Source organism: Elizabethkingia miricola (genome assembly GCF_001675285.1).
Taxonomy (GTDB): Bacteria; Bacteroidota; Bacteroidia; order Flavobacteriales; family Weeksellaceae; genus Elizabethkingia; species Elizabethkingia miricola.
On sequence record NZ_LSGQ01000001.1, the window covers coordinates 403,847 to 418,188 of the forward strand.

At 37.0% G+C, this 14,342-nt stretch carries 12 protein-coding genes; 10 read left to right on the forward strand and 2 right to left on the reverse strand.

What is annotated here, in order from left to right:
* The first annotated feature begins 111 nt into the window (after window positions 1-111).
* From ATE49_RS01865 to secG, 5 genes are all read left to right on the forward strand, one after another.
* Window positions 112-2,586, forward strand: coding sequence for an FtsK/SpoIIIE family DNA translocase (locus ATE49_RS01865; RefSeq protein WP_065080840.1), 2,475 nt, complete (start codon window positions 112-114; stop codon window positions 2,584-2,586).
* A gap of 18 nt (window positions 2,587-2,604) precedes the next feature.
* A complete protein-coding gene (locus ATE49_RS01870; RefSeq protein ID WP_065080841.1) occupies window positions 2,605-3,246 on the forward strand; it encodes a LolA family protein in 642 nt (213 codons plus the stop codon).
* 63 nt (window positions 3,247-3,309) lie between these two features.
* On the forward strand, window positions 3,310-4,767 hold the full coding sequence (locus tag ATE49_RS01875; protein ID WP_065080842.1) for an LptF/LptG family permease: 1,458 nt from the start codon (window positions 3,310-3,312) through the stop codon (window positions 4,765-4,767).
* A gap of 78 nt (window positions 4,768-4,845) precedes the next feature.
* Complete coding sequence (gene glsA / locus ATE49_RS01880; protein ID WP_065080843.1) at window positions 4,846-5,874, forward strand: glutaminase A; 1,029 nt, start codon at window positions 4,846-4,848, stop codon at window positions 5,872-5,874.
* A gap of 148 nt (window positions 5,875-6,022) precedes the next feature.
* Window positions 6,023-6,391 carry a preprotein translocase subunit SecG gene (gene secG / locus ATE49_RS01885; RefSeq protein ID WP_009092010.1) on the forward strand — a complete coding sequence of 123 codons (369 nt, stop codon included), beginning with the start codon at window positions 6,023-6,025 and terminating at the stop codon, window positions 6,389-6,391.
* Between the two features lie 409 nt (window positions 6,392-6,800).
* Here the strand turns inward: secG and recR are convergent, their stop codons facing one another.
* Entirely contained in the window at window positions 6,801-7,406 is a 606-nt protein-coding gene (gene recR, locus ATE49_RS01890; RefSeq protein ID WP_065080844.1) for a recombination mediator RecR, read from the reverse strand.
* Between the two features lie 98 nt (window positions 7,407-7,504).
* Between recR and ATE49_RS01895 the strand changes: the two genes are divergently transcribed.
* The 3 genes from ATE49_RS01895 to ATE49_RS01905 all read left to right on the forward strand — a co-directional run bounded on the left by ATE49_RS01895 (window position 7,505) and on the right by ATE49_RS01905 (window position 10,671).
* Window positions 7,505-8,104, forward strand: coding sequence for an LURP-one-related/scramblase family protein (locus tag ATE49_RS01895; protein WP_065080845.1), 600 nt, complete (start codon window positions 7,505-7,507; stop codon window positions 8,102-8,104).
* A gap of 70 nt (window positions 8,105-8,174) precedes the next feature.
* Window positions 8,175-9,230 carry an NAD(P)H-dependent flavin oxidoreductase gene (locus ATE49_RS01900; protein WP_260255534.1) on the forward strand — a complete coding sequence of 352 codons (1,056 nt, stop codon included), beginning with the start codon at window positions 8,175-8,177 and terminating at the stop codon, window positions 9,228-9,230.
* 1 nt (window position 9,231) lies between these two features.
* The gene (locus tag ATE49_RS01905) at window positions 9,232-10,671 is read left to right on the forward strand and encodes an aminoacyl-histidine dipeptidase (protein ID WP_065080847.1); all 1,440 of its coding nucleotides are present in this window, start codon (window positions 9,232-9,234) and stop codon (window positions 10,669-10,671) included.
* A 61-nt stretch (window positions 10,672-10,732) separates the two neighbouring features.
* Here ATE49_RS01905 and ATE49_RS01910 read toward each other — a convergent pair whose 3' ends face one another.
* Window positions 10,733-11,065 carry a 2Fe-2S iron-sulfur cluster-binding family protein gene (locus tag ATE49_RS01910; RefSeq protein WP_009092021.1) on the reverse strand — a complete coding sequence of 111 codons (333 nt, stop codon included), beginning with the start codon at window positions 11,063-11,065 and terminating at the stop codon, window positions 10,733-10,735.
* Between the two features lie 136 nt (window positions 11,066-11,201).
* Here ATE49_RS01910 and ATE49_RS01915 point away from each other — a divergent pair, with 136 nt between their 5' ends.
* Together ATE49_RS01915 and ATE49_RS01920 are read left to right on the forward strand one after the other, a co-directional pair.
* Entirely contained in the window at window positions 11,202-11,576 is a 375-nt protein-coding gene (locus ATE49_RS01915) for a hypothetical protein (protein WP_065080848.1), read from the forward strand.
* A 63-nt stretch (window positions 11,577-11,639) separates the two neighbouring features.
* A complete protein-coding gene (locus ATE49_RS01920; protein ID WP_065080849.1) occupies window positions 11,640-14,312 on the forward strand; it encodes a TonB-dependent receptor domain-containing protein in 2,673 nt (890 codons plus the stop codon).
* Window positions 14,313-14,342 lie beyond the last annotated feature (30 nt).

Below are 14,342 nucleotides of genomic sequence, written 5' to 3' on the forward strand. Positions count from 1 at the left end.
TTCACTATATTTTCTATTACCCAAAGGCACTCTTTTTACAATCAAAACAACATTAGTTTTTTTGCTATTTTATTCTAAATTTGCAAAGACCTTATATAACACAGAAAAAGAATGAATCAAAAGCCAGAAGTTGCTAAGACTAAGACCATTTCGAAATTAAGAATTATCTCCGGCGTAACATTCGTTTTCCTTTCCATAGTGCTTACACTCTCTTTCATTTCTTATCTTATGAAGTGGAAAGCCGACCAAAGCCAGGCAGGGACAATGCTAGACAAGTCTATTAAATCTTCCAATATATTTGGAAAGATTGGTGACTGGCTGGGCAATTTTTTCATTTTTGAATCTATCGGAATAGCAGGTTTCATTGTTGCCTTCTTATTATTTGTTTTCGGAACGCTGATTCTGAAAAAGAATTATTTCAAACCATGGAAAACCATCTCTCATAGTCTGTTTTTCATCTGTTGGCTGCCAATTTTCATGGGTGTTATTACAAAAGGTCAGGGTGTATTATCTGGTGTATATGGTTTCCAGATTATGGATTACCTAAATGCTATTATTGGAACATTCGGATTATGGATGATACTTCTTCTAAGTATTGGGCTATATTTCGTTTTAGAGTTCAATCTGCGTCCGTCCAACATCAAAGCTAAAATGGATGAACTAAATGAAAATACTTTAGGGAAATTCAAAAACAAGGTTTCGACAATGGATGATGATTCTGACAACAATGAAGAAGAAGAGCTTCCGGTTGTAGATGAAACGCCAAAAGAAGTAAACCTTACACAGTCTAAAAGACCTTCTCCATTTGATAAAAAAGCTGAAGAGGCAGAAAATAAAATTGTAGTTACAGAAGAACTTCCTAAAGCGGAACCTGTTCATATACCTACTCCACCTCCTATTATAGAGACCCCTAATCATACTACCACTCCAGTACCAACTGTTACAAGTAATGAAGTTCCCGCTCATAAAGTGACAAGCACACCTGACATTGCTTTTACAGTAGAGCAAAAGGAGGAAGAAGTTATAGTTCTGGACGAGGCGGATAAAAAATCTCAGAATTTGGTAGATCAGCACGGACTTTACGATCATAAATTAGACCTTGCCAAGTTCCAGATGCCTTCTGTTTCTCTTTTAAAAGATTATGGTAACGAGAATATTAACATTAATCAGGACGAACTTGAAGAAAATAAAAACCGTATTGTCGGGCTTCTTAAAAACTTCAACGTAGGTATTACCGAAATAAAAGCAACGATAGGTCCTACTGTTACACTTTATGAAATTGTACCTGAAGCGGGTATTCGTGTAGCACAGATTAAAAAACTTCAGGACGATATAGCACTTAATCTTTCTGCCTTAGGTATCAGAATTATTGCACCAATGCCGGGGAAAGGTACTATTGGTATCGAAGTACCTAACCAGACCCCGTCTATGGTAAGTATGCGTTCGGTAATAGCTTCACCAAAATTCCAGAATACTGACATGGATCTCCCGGTTGTATTTGGTAAAACAATTTCCAACGAGATCTTTATGGCCGATCTGGCAAAAATGCCACACTTACTAATGGCCGGAGCAACGGGACAAGGTAAATCGGTAGGTATCAATGCTATTCTTACATCACTTATTTACAAAAAACACCCTAGCGAATTAAAGTTCGTAATGGTTGACCCTAAGAAAGTTGAACTTTCTTTATACTCAAAAATAGAAAGACACTATTTAGCAAAATTACCAGATGGTGGCGATGCTATTATTACAGATAATGCAAAAGTTATCAATACACTGAATTCTCTTTGTATTGAAATGGACAATCGTTATGAATTGCTGAAGAATGCTTTCTGTAAAAATATTAAAGAGTACAACAAGAAATTTACGGAAAGAAAATTAAACCCTGAAAACGGACACCGATACCTTCCTTATATTGTATTGGTTGTGGATGAATTTGCAGACCTTATTATGACTGCCGGAAAAGAGGTAGAAATGCCAATTGCCCGTCTGGCGCAGCTTGCCCGTGCTATTGGTATACATCTTATTGTAGCAACGCAGAGACCATCGGTAAACGTTATTACAGGTATGATCAAAGCCAACTTCCCTGCCCGCGCTGCCTTCAGAGTAATTTCCGGAGTTGACTCCAGAACAATTCTGGATACACCGGGAGCTGAGCAGTTAGTAGGAAAAGGAGATATGCTTTACTTTAATGGAAATGATCTTATCCGTCTGCAGTGTGCATTCGTGGATACTCCTGAGGTAGAAAAAATCGCAGAATTCATCGGAGAGCAAAAAGGCTATCCGGAAGCATACCAGCTACCTGAATATTCAGGAGATGAATCTATTGTTTCTGTCGGAAGTTTTGATCCTAATGAAAAAGATGTTCTTTTTGATGAGGCTGCCAAGATTGTAGTTTCCACACAACAAGGATCAACATCTATGTTGCAGCGTCAGCTGAAACTGGGGTATAATCGCGCCGGAAGAATCATGGATCAGTTAGAAGCCTCAGGTATTGTCGGAAGCTTCAACGGAGCTAAAGCCCGGGAAGTATTGATTACAGATCTGCATTCTTTGGAACAGTTTTTGGAAGAATTGCGCAAATAATCTAAAAAAAACAAAAAGATGAAAAACCTTATAAAGAAATTATCTGTCGGAATTTTTGCTGTGGCCTTTACTATGGGTTTTGGACAAAAAATAGATGCTAATGCAAAAACGATTTTAGACGGCGTTTCTACGAACTACAAATCGAAAAAGAATAATTATTTCAAATTTGTTTACCGTAACGGAAGTGGTACAGCCGGAAAAGCAGTTACTGGTATTTTCTATTCAGCGGGAAATAAGTACAAGCTGAATATTATGGGTACAGAACAAATCTTTGATGGTAATAAAGTATACAGTATTAGTGGCGATGATAAGGAAGTTACTATTGCAAAACCTACAGGTAGTGAAACGATGTTCTCCCCTCTTAATTATATTGACTCTTATAAAAACGGATATACAGTAGAGTACATGGGCAAGAAAAACGTTGGCGGAACCAATGCTGATTATATAAAAATGACTCCGGTCTCAAATAATGGGATAAAATATGTAAATTTGTTCGTCAATTCAGCTAAGAAACAATTGGTGAAATTAGAACAGTTTTCGGAGAACAATGAAGTTGCGGTAATTGAGATTTCAAAATATATAGAAAATCAAAACCTTTCTCCTTCAGTTTTCACTTTCAATAAAGCCAATTATAAAAATTATCTGATTACAGAATTGTAGTTATAATAAAATAAGCAAAGCATAAAAAAGTCACACAAAGATGTGGCTTTTTATATAGAATATATGATAAAAAAGCTTGACCAATACATTATAAAGACCTTTTTCGGTCCTTTCCTGTTTATCTTCAGTGTCCTTTGTTTCATCTTCATTGTAAACATTATCTGGACACAGATGGGGCAGTTGGCCGGTAAAGGATTAAGTGCCTGGGAAATTTCAAAACTGCTTTTTTACATGGGGGTTACCGTTGTAAAAATGGTACTTCCACTGACTATTCTGCTTGCAGCTATCATGACTTTTGGAGACTTTGGGGAGCGATATGAACTGGCCGCCATGAAGTCTGCAGGGATATCATTACTCCGTGTAATGAGACCTTTGCTCATTATGGTTATTTTACTTTCCGTACTCCTCTACTTTTTCTCCAACAATATTATTCCGGACTTTCAGCGTAAAGCAAAAAATATGCTTTATAATATTGCGTCGTCTCGTCCTGCATTAAACTTTACGCCCGGGCAGTTTATCGATACGGTACCGGGAATGACGATAAAATTTGATGAAATAAAGGGTGAAAACGGAGAAAATGTAACCGGTGTATTTATCCACAAAGTAGCCAATTCATACGAGGACAATCAAACAGTAGTTGCCAAGAACGGAAAATTCGTTCAGGCCGTGGATAAACACTATTTAAAGCTTATCTTGTATAATGGATATATTTTCCAGGATCAGATTGCCAATAAAGATTTTAAAGAAAGAGAAAAGCAGGCTAATCAAGCCATAAAGTTTGATTCACTTGTACAACACTTTGACGTTTCTTTACTTTTAAATAAAGCCCTGGAAGAGCAAAATATTACAGACGATTATCAGTTCCAGACTTATAATCAGATTGCCAAAACATTAAAAAAGAAAAGAAAGGATGATAAAGATGCTTTCAATACAATTTCTCAGGATATTGTAAGTCAGCAAAATGGTTATGTATCCTATATCGATAAGATTAAGACAGATAAAAAGCTGATTAAACAACCTTTTAAACTTGACTCTCTGAAGGGAGATAAAAAAATGGAAGCGTTGTATTATGCCCATAATAAATTACAGGCTGCGAAAAGCGCTTATCAGATGAAAAATGACCAGATTATAGATATTATTAAATACTATACCAAGGTCGTAATGTACCAGCAGCGTATTATTTCATATTCTTTCACCTGTGTAATTTTCTTCCTGATTGGTGCGTCCCTTGGATCTATCATCAGAAAAGGAGGAATGGGTCTCCCTGTAATTATAGCCATTGTGATATTCATCTTATTCTATGTTATCAACCTAATGACAGAAAACATAGCATGGAAGGGAGAAATGAATCCATATTTGGCTACATGGCTGCCCAACATGATCTTACTTCCGTTCGGGGTATGGATGACTTATAAAGCTCTAACAGACTCTCAGCTGTTCGATGCCGAAAAGTATAAAGCCTTTTTCAAGCCAATCATTAACCGTTTTTCCAAACCAAAAGAGCATCAGCGCTATCAATAAAATACAATTGGAAACAATACTTTAAAAAGCTACTTCTGATTTTTCATTTCAGAAACAGCCCAATATTTATAATTCAGTATGAAAAAAAATATTTCGACTTTCGTTTTTGGAATTCTGCTTACTACAAGCACATTATCTTTTAGTACAGATATTAAGGCTCAAGTTGTAGCCTCACAAAAAACAGATGGCTCTGCTATTACAGAACAAGTCTTAAAAGATATTCTGGAAAAAAACCGTTCTTATTACCAACAGGGAAAAGTTGCGGATTACATTCCGGAACTCGGTAAAGCAGATGCAAAATCTATTGCTTTATCTGTCATTGGTGAAAATGGAAAAGTTATAAATGTAGGTGATACCTATAAAAAATTTACCATTCAGAGTATTTCAAAAATTATATCGTTAATGATTGCTGTCCGGGAAAAAGGAGAACAGAATATCTTTGATAAAATGGGCTACTTTGGTACCGACAAGCCATTCAATCATTTTTCAAATCTGGAAACAAGCGGAAAACCATTAAATCCGATGATGAATGCCGGTGCTATTTTAACAACTTCTCTAATAGACGGAGAAGGTGAAGTACCTTTCAAAAAAATACTGGAAATGGTACAATACATTACCAAAAACAGCAATATAAACTACAGCAAAGAAGTTTATAATTCCGAACGTGAAACCGGACACCGCAACCGTGGAATGTTTTATATAATGAAAAACAGTGGACTGATAACTGGTAATGAAGATAAGCTGAATAACTATTTCAAGCAATGTTCGATAGAGGTTACCGCCGAAGATCTGGCCAAGATAGGTTATTTCTTCGCACACCAATGCACACGTTACGATGGTGACACTACTTATAAAAATGCAGATATTGCCCAACTGGTAGAATCCCAGATGTTAATTGCCGGAATGTATGAATTCAGTGGAGAATATGCACGTACAGTAGGCTTACCAAGCAAATCCGGAGTTGGTGGCGGTATTACAGTAAGTGTTCCCGGAAAAATGGGAATCGGGGTTTACAGCCCTGCCCTGGATCAGCATGGAAATTCCTTAGCAGGCTATCATATGATCCTTGATCTTGTTAAAAAATATAACCTGAGTCTGTTCAGATAAAATTGTTCAGATCAGCTATTTTATATATGACCAGACTTTCTCTGGTCCATAATGTATAAATTTAATAGTGTTTTTAAATTTTTCATACAAAAATTATATTCAAATGAATCAATATTTTTGTATATTTGCCAACTGAAAATTAAAATAAATGAGTACGATATTTAGCCTTTTCATGGTTCTTATTATCATTGCATGTGTGCTTCTGATCATTGTTATCATGGCCCAAAATCCAAAAGGAGGCGGTCTTTCTGGTACATTTGGAGGTACATCTTCAGCTTCTTTCGGAGTACAGAGAACCAATGAATTTATGGATAAGGCTACATGGTCATTAGGAATTTTTATCATTGTTCTGATTATGTTGAGTGTTATTCTTACAGGAAAACCATCAACAGTAATTCCTCAGTCACAACCAACAAAAAAGGAGCTTCCAAACAACCCACAGGCCCCGGTTCAGAAACCTACGGCACAAGCTCCACAAACACAGCAATCCTCTGCGCCAGCGCAGACTGCAAAATAGATAGATTTAATAGTTTAGTTTAGAAGAAACTGCTTACTAGGGCTCTTACGAGTTTTTTTAAGCAGTTTTTCTTTTATAGAAACTATATTCTGATACAATAATGAATAAGGAAACAGAAGCTGGGGACTAGGCAAAAGGTTCTGCTAATATGGAAAATTCATTTTCTTTTGTAATAGTAATTTTGAAGTTTTTGATTTTTTACTTATTAAGATAACGTTCCTCCGGAACGCTCTGAATTCTTTATAAATATAATCTATAAAGATAAAGCTCCTAATGGAGCTCCTTATTAATCATCATACACTATATTTTCTGTATCTCCGGTATGAGAAATCAGAAATACACTCAGGAAAAGCTTAATCTGTGTAAAGCAAGTATATTCAGAAATCACACAGTTCTGTATTCCGGATTTTTATTCCTGATACGGTAATCGATATTTAATAGATCTTCCTAAAGAAACCTCGTCTGCATATTCCAGTTCATCCCCTACCGCAATTCCTCTTGCAATGACGGAGAAATTCAAAGGATAATGTTTTAGCTTCTTGTATAGATAGTAGGCTGTTGTATCTCCCTCCATAGTTGCACTAAGTGCAAAGATAACCTCACTTACACCTCCGGCTTCCACTTTACTGATCAGACTTTCAGTTTTTAACTGATTAGGGCCTATACCCTCCATTGGGGAAAGTTTTCCACCCAGAACAAGATATTTACCATTATACTGCCCTGTATTCTCTATAGCCATCACATCCCGTACATCTTCTACTACACACAGCAGACTATCATTTCGGTTACTATTAGCACAAATTTCACAAATATCGTGGTCAGAAAAATTATGGCAGATTTTACAATACTTAATATCATTTACCAGTGCCTGAATAGCATTTCCCAATGCCATTCCCTGAGACTGCGGCTGCTTTAACAGGTACAAAGCCAATCTTGTTGCCGATTTTCGTCCTATTCCCGGAAGCCCTGAAATTTCTTCAACGGCCTTTTCTAAAACTTTACTTGGAAAATTCATATCTGCAAAGGTATCATTTTACCTTCTTTCTATAAAAAAGTTTGTTGACCATTTACGTTTACGCTATTTTTGCAGCCCCTAACTATAATATATTATTAATGAAAAATCCTGAATACCCGCTATTCTTACAATTCAAAATTACTACTCTGGCCAACGATTTTGTTGCAAAAGACAAAAATGATAATACAATCGCCTACGTACGTCAGAAAATGTTCAAATTAAAGGAAGATGTCGTTGTCTTCAACAACGAAAGCAAAGCTGAAGAGCTTTTCCGTATTAAGGCAGACCGTTGGCTGGATTTCAATGCGAATTATTCGATTTCTGAAACCAGAACCGGAAAATCTCTTGGTAAAATTGGCCGCAGAGGGATGAAATCTATATGGAAATCTACCTACATCGGAATGGATAAACACGGAAGTGAAGATTATACTATACGTGAAGATAATGGCTGGGTAAAAGTATGGGATAACATGATCGGTGAATTACCCATTATAGGAATGTTTACAGGATATATACTAAACCCATCCTACACTCTAACAGATAAAGACGGCAACAAAATCTTTCAGCTAAAGAAGATGCCTTCATTTTTCGGAAGAAAATTTATGCTTCAAAAGTTTGCTGATGTACCTGACAATGATGAATCCAGATTAATTCTTTCATTCATGATGATGGTTCTGCTGGAGAGAGCGAGAGGATAAATTTAATTTGATAAAAAATACACACCGTCAATTCTATATTGACGGTTTTTTATTTTGTAAATTTGTCTGTATGATGAGCTCTACTTTTCTTTCTGATCTTCCATATCCCATAATTTTGGCTCCTATGCTGGGTGTAGTAACACCTAAGATGGTGGCTGATGTTTCGGATATGGGCGGACTGGGTTCTCTTCCGTTAGGCGGACTCTCTCCTGAGGCATCCCGCAAGCTGATTCAGGAGACAAAACAGCTTACCAAAAATGAATTTGCAGTAAATCTTTTTGCTAATACAGCTCCGGATATCAATAGTAATAAAATTGCAACGGAAAAGATGGCTCATTTCATTCAGAGTATCTTAAAAGAAAAAAACTGGGCTCAGGATTTTGAATTCAATTATCAGTTTTACCCATATCAGGATTTAATTGACCTGATTATTGAGGAAAAGATAAAATATGTAAGTTTTACCTTTGGAATGCTGGATGAAGGAAATATAAAAAAACTGAAGGCTCATCATATCTATACCATCGGTACTGCCACCTGTGTTGAAGAAGCCGTGGAACTTGAAAAATCGGGTGTAGACGCTATCGTTGCACAGGGAATTGAGGCCGGAGGTCACCGCGGTAGCTTCCTCAACGAGAAATGTCTTCCATATATAGGACTTATAGCTCTTGTTGCACAGATAAAAGATGCCGTGAACATTCCTGTGATTGCTTCTGGCGGTCTGTATGACAAAAGAACTATAGCTGCAGCATTCGATATGGGGGCAGATGCAGTACAAATCGGCAGTCATTTTATTTCAGCAGCAGAAAGTGCTGCTACTGATGTTTACCGGGATTTAATTAAAGAATCTACAGATACGTCTACCGTCTTAACCAGAAGCTATACCGGAAGATGGGCACGTGGTATTTGTAACGATTTCATGAAGCTAACAGAGCTTAATCAGCTTACAATACCTGAATATCCTATTCAGAATGTTCTTACACAGGCTATGAGAAGCCTTGCAAAAAAACATAACGACACTCAATTCACAAATTACTGGGCGGGACAAAATGCAAAATATGCCAGGCATATACCAACCGCTGAAATCATGAACGAGTTAATTTCAATTTATAAAATAATCAAACAATAAAATGGATTTATTACATCTGGAACCAAAAGCCATTTGGAAAAACTTTGCAGCGCTTAATGCTATTCCAAGACCATCTAAAAAGGAAGAGAAAGTTATTGCTTTCATCAAAAATTTTGGAGAATCTTTAGGTCTGGAAACTTCGGAAGACGAAACAGGAAATGTTATCATCCGTAAACCTGCTACTCCGGGAATGGAGAACAGAAAAACGACAATATTACAGTCGCACCTGGATATGGTATGTCAGAAGAACAATGATACAGATTTTGACTTTGACACTCAGGGAATCAACATGCTGGTTGATGGTGACTGGGTAAAGGCTGACGGAACAACATTGGGAGCTGACAACGGTATTGGTGTTGCTACTATTATGAGCATTCTGGAATCTTCAGATATTGAACACCCTGCTATAGAAGCGTTGTTTACTATCGATGAGGAAACAGGAATGACCGGAGCTTTTGGTCTGAAGCCAGGAGTTTTACATGGTGATATTCTTCTTAATCTGGATACAGAGGAAGATGATGAAATCGATATAGGTTGTGCCGGAGGTATTGATGTAACTGCATCAAAAGAGTATAATACCGTAGCGGTACAGGGAGAAGGAATCGCTATTGAGATTAAAGGCCTTACGGGAGGACATTCCGGAATGGATATTGATAAAGGCAGAGGAAATGCTAATGTTCTGTTAGGAAGATTCTTATTTGCAGGTATCGGTCAAAGCATCCAATTATCTGATATTAATGCAGGAGGATTAAGGAATGCTATTCCACGTGAAGCCAGAGCTAACTTTAGTGTAGCAAATGCAGATGCATATTTAAAAGTTGCGGAAGTTTTGAAAGCTGATATTCTTAATGAGTTCAAATCAGTAGAAAAAGATCTTACGATTACAATCAGCAAAGCTCAGACAAACGGATCAGGAATCAGCACAGCAGATTCAGAATCTTTTATCAAAGGTCTAAAAGCAGCTCATAACGGAGTTTACAGAATGAGCCCTGAGGTAGAAGGTCTTGTGGAGTCTTCTAACAATATAGCAAAAGTAGAACTGAAGGAAGGAAAACTAAGAGTACTTAACCTTTCCCGTTCTTCTGTAGATTCAACTAAAATGGCTGTGGCAGATCAGCTGCGTGCATCATTTGAACTGGCAGGTCTGGATGTAGTATTCACAGGATCTTATCCAGGATGGCAGCCTGATCCTAATTCTGAAATCGTATCGGTTCTTGAAAGAATTTATACTCAGAAATTTGGGGAACAGCCACGTGTTGTTGCATGTCACGCAGGATTAGAATGTGGTATTATTGGTGCTAATTATCCTGAAATGGAAATGGTATCTTTCGGTCCTCACATTACTGGTGCACACTCGCCGGAGGAAAAAGTAAATATAACATCTGTACAGAAGTTCTGGGGTTACCTTCAGGATATTCTGAAAGAAATTCCAACGAAATAATATAAAATAAAAACCCGCCTTTGGCGGGTTTTATATTTTTAGAACATAATCTGTGGATTAATTATGGCTCCGGAGCTATTTCTACTTTCAATCCCTCTATATCCATAGTAATTGGAATCTGGCAGCTTAGGCGGCTATTTTCTTTTACATTAACACCATCACTATACAACAACGATTCTTCCTCATCTCCCATTTCAGGTACTTCTGTATCGCTTAATTTATAGCACTGACAAGAAGCACACATCAGCATCCCGCCACATATTCCGAAAGTTCCTTCTTCTACAAGTTCATAGGCTCTTATGGTTTCCATAAGATTCATCGACATGTCTGTAGGTGCCATAATCTCATGTTCAACACCTTCTCTATCTATAATGGTTACTTTAACGTCTGACATAATAATTTAAATATTATCCACAAATTTACGAAAGAAAAAAGCATACTTGTCTATCAAAAAGGTAATTTAAATCAGCTACAAAGAAGCTTCTATAAAGTATTTCTTATTAGATTTTGTTTTATCTTTGCCACTGATTATGGCAACAAAAAGCTATTTACTCATATTTCTGATGTTTCTGGGGACATTTATGTATCCGGAACAGTTCTCTGCAACAGCATCTCAGAAAATGGATTGCCATACTACTGAAAAGTCTTCAGAAAGTTGTTGCCAACATGAAAATGAGCATAACGAGAACTGCTGTGATCAGAATTCCGGACATGCAAATAAGTCCTGTAAAGATAGCTGCAAAAGCTGTCAGACCTGCTCAGGATACGTCAATAATATTATTTTAGAACCAATAGAGGCTCCTTTGCATAATTCTGTTATCAAAGATACCTCTGATTTCTCCTATTCATTTCCTGTTATTCCGAACAGGACATTCAACATCTGGCAACCGCCTAAACTCGTTTAGTTTTATTATTAAAAGCAGTAAAAAAACTGCACATAATCGATTAGAACTAAATTAATTTACAGAATGAAATCAATTTTAAGATCAGGACTGTTGCTCCTGAATCTATTTCTGTTTATGAACATTAACGCCCAGAGCTCTCTAAAAAAAGAAACTTATGTTGTAAAAGGAGCCTGTGAAATGTGTAAAGCCAGAATAGAAAAAGCAGCAAAAACTAAAGGTGTAAAAACTGCACAATGGAGCCCGGAAACACAGATATTAACTGTAGAATATAATCCGGACAATACGAATACCGATGTAATCCTTCAGCATGTAGCAGATGCTGGGCATGATAATGAAAAATATACAGCTAAAGACGCCGTTTATAACAAATTACCTGCATGCTGTCATTATAGCAGGGATACTAAACCAAATCAGGAACACACTGTAAACAAAGTTTCATTCTATGTGAAAGGAAACTGTGACATGTGCAAAGCCCGTATAGAAAAAGCTTCTAAAGATGCAGGTGCATTAAGTGCTGAATGGAAGGCGGATGAGCAAAAGCTCTATCTTGAACTGGATCCGGCAAAAACCACTGCTGAAAAAGTTCTGCAGAAAGTTGCAGATGCCGGGCATGATAATGAAAAGTTTAAAGCAGACGATAAAACATACTCAAAACTGCCTGCATGCTGCCATTTCGATCGCACTACTTCATTTGGAGAAGCAAATACAAAAGTACATTCGGATAAAATAAATACCGAAGTAAAAAATGAAGAAGAAGACCACCAGCAAAGTGATAAAGGAAAAGAAAAACAAATTGGTGGGGTTACAATAACTAAAGCTGCTGAGGCAACTGCTCTAAACAAGAAGGAAGTTGGATTGACTTTCAACATTAATCCAAAAGAATTATTAAAAGCAGCATGTTGTAATCTTTCTGAAAGTTTTGAAACCAATGCGACGGTAGATGTTTCGTTCAGCAACGCTGTAACCGGAACAAAACAGCTTAAAATGCTGGGACTGGACCAGAAATATACCAGCCTTACAAAGGAACAGCTTCCGGAAATACGAGGACTAGCATCAGCATACGGATTAAACTTTATACCAGGACGCTGGATTGGCGGGATTCAGCTAACAAAAGGTGGAAGCACTGTAGTTAATGGATATGAGAGTATTACTGGACAGATTAACACGGAACTTCTGAAATCTGAAAATGAGAAACCTACAACAGAGCTTAATCTGTTCTCTGATTTTAACGGACGTGCTGAAGCCAATATTACCCATACCTCTCAGGTTGCCGAAAAATGGAATCAAAGCATATTATTACACGGTAACGGAACTTTCGGCGATACCGATATGAACAATGATGGCTTTCTGGATCGTCCAAAAGGAACACAGCTAAACGCTGCCTACCTACTGAATTACAATGATCTTAGTAATAGTGGATTCGGCTCTCATTTCGGGATTAACTTTGTAAAAGATGAAAGAACTGCCGGCCAGATCGGTTATAACAAAAGACTTAATCAGAGTCAGCAAAATTTATATGGTGTAGGAATCGATATATCCCGATTTCAGGCTTGGAATAAAACAGGCTATGTTTTCAAAGGAAAACCATATCAAAGTTTAGGCTGGATGAATCAGTTTACTTATCATCAGCAGGATAGTTTCTTCGGATTGCGTAATTACTTTGGAAAACAGTCTACCTTTTATTCCAATTTAATTTTTGAAAGTATTATTGGAAATACCAACCACAAGTACAAAGTTGGGGCAAGCTTTTTATTAGATGATTACAATGAAGATTATCTGACAGCTAATTATAAGCGACAGGAGACTGTTCCGGGCCTTTTTGCAGAATACACTTTAACAGGAGCTAAATATGTTTTGGTAGCTGGTGCACGTGTTGATTTTCATAATCTTGCGGGTACACAGTTCACACCGAGGCTTAACTTCAAATATGACATCGCTCCCAAAACTATTTTAAGGTTATCTGCAGGTAGAGGATTCAGAACTGCCAATATTTTTGCGGAAAGCCAGCAATATTTTGCGTCCAATAGAAGTATCGAGATTTTATCCAACAACGGAAATATCTATGGACTAAAACCTGAGATTGCATGGAACTATGGATTGAGCCTGCAGCAGGAATTCAAAATTTTCAATAAAAAATCCACAATCATAGCAGACGTTTTTAGAACAGATTTTCAGAATCAGGTCATTACAGATTTAGATCAGTATACCAACAAGATTCTGTTTTATAATCTGGAAGGAAAATCTTTTGCCAATAGTGTACAAGTACAATGGGATCTTACTCCTGCTAAAAACCTGGACCTGAGATTGGCTTACAAGTATTACAATGTAGAAACCGATTATCTTTCAGGCAGAAGAAAGGCTCCTTTTATGGCAAAACACAGAGGTTTTTTCAACGCTGCTTATGCAACCAATAAAAATGACAAAGGTGGTTTCTGGAGTTTCGATGCTACATTAAACTGGATTGGAAAACAAAGAATCCCATTTACACAGAGTAATCCACAAGAATTCAGACTTCCGGATTATTCCAACGCATATACGACTTTAAATGCCCAGATTTCGAAAAATCTGAATGAAAAGGTAAGAATATATGCCGGTGGTGAAAACCTGACGAATTACAAGCAGAAAAATGCTATTCTGGATGCTAAAAATCCTTTTGGTAATTACTTCGATGGCGGAATGGTCTATGCACCAATTATGGGAGCTAATTTCTATATTGGTTTAGACCTTAAATTTTAATTATTTTTCTCTTAACATAGCCTAAGGTTA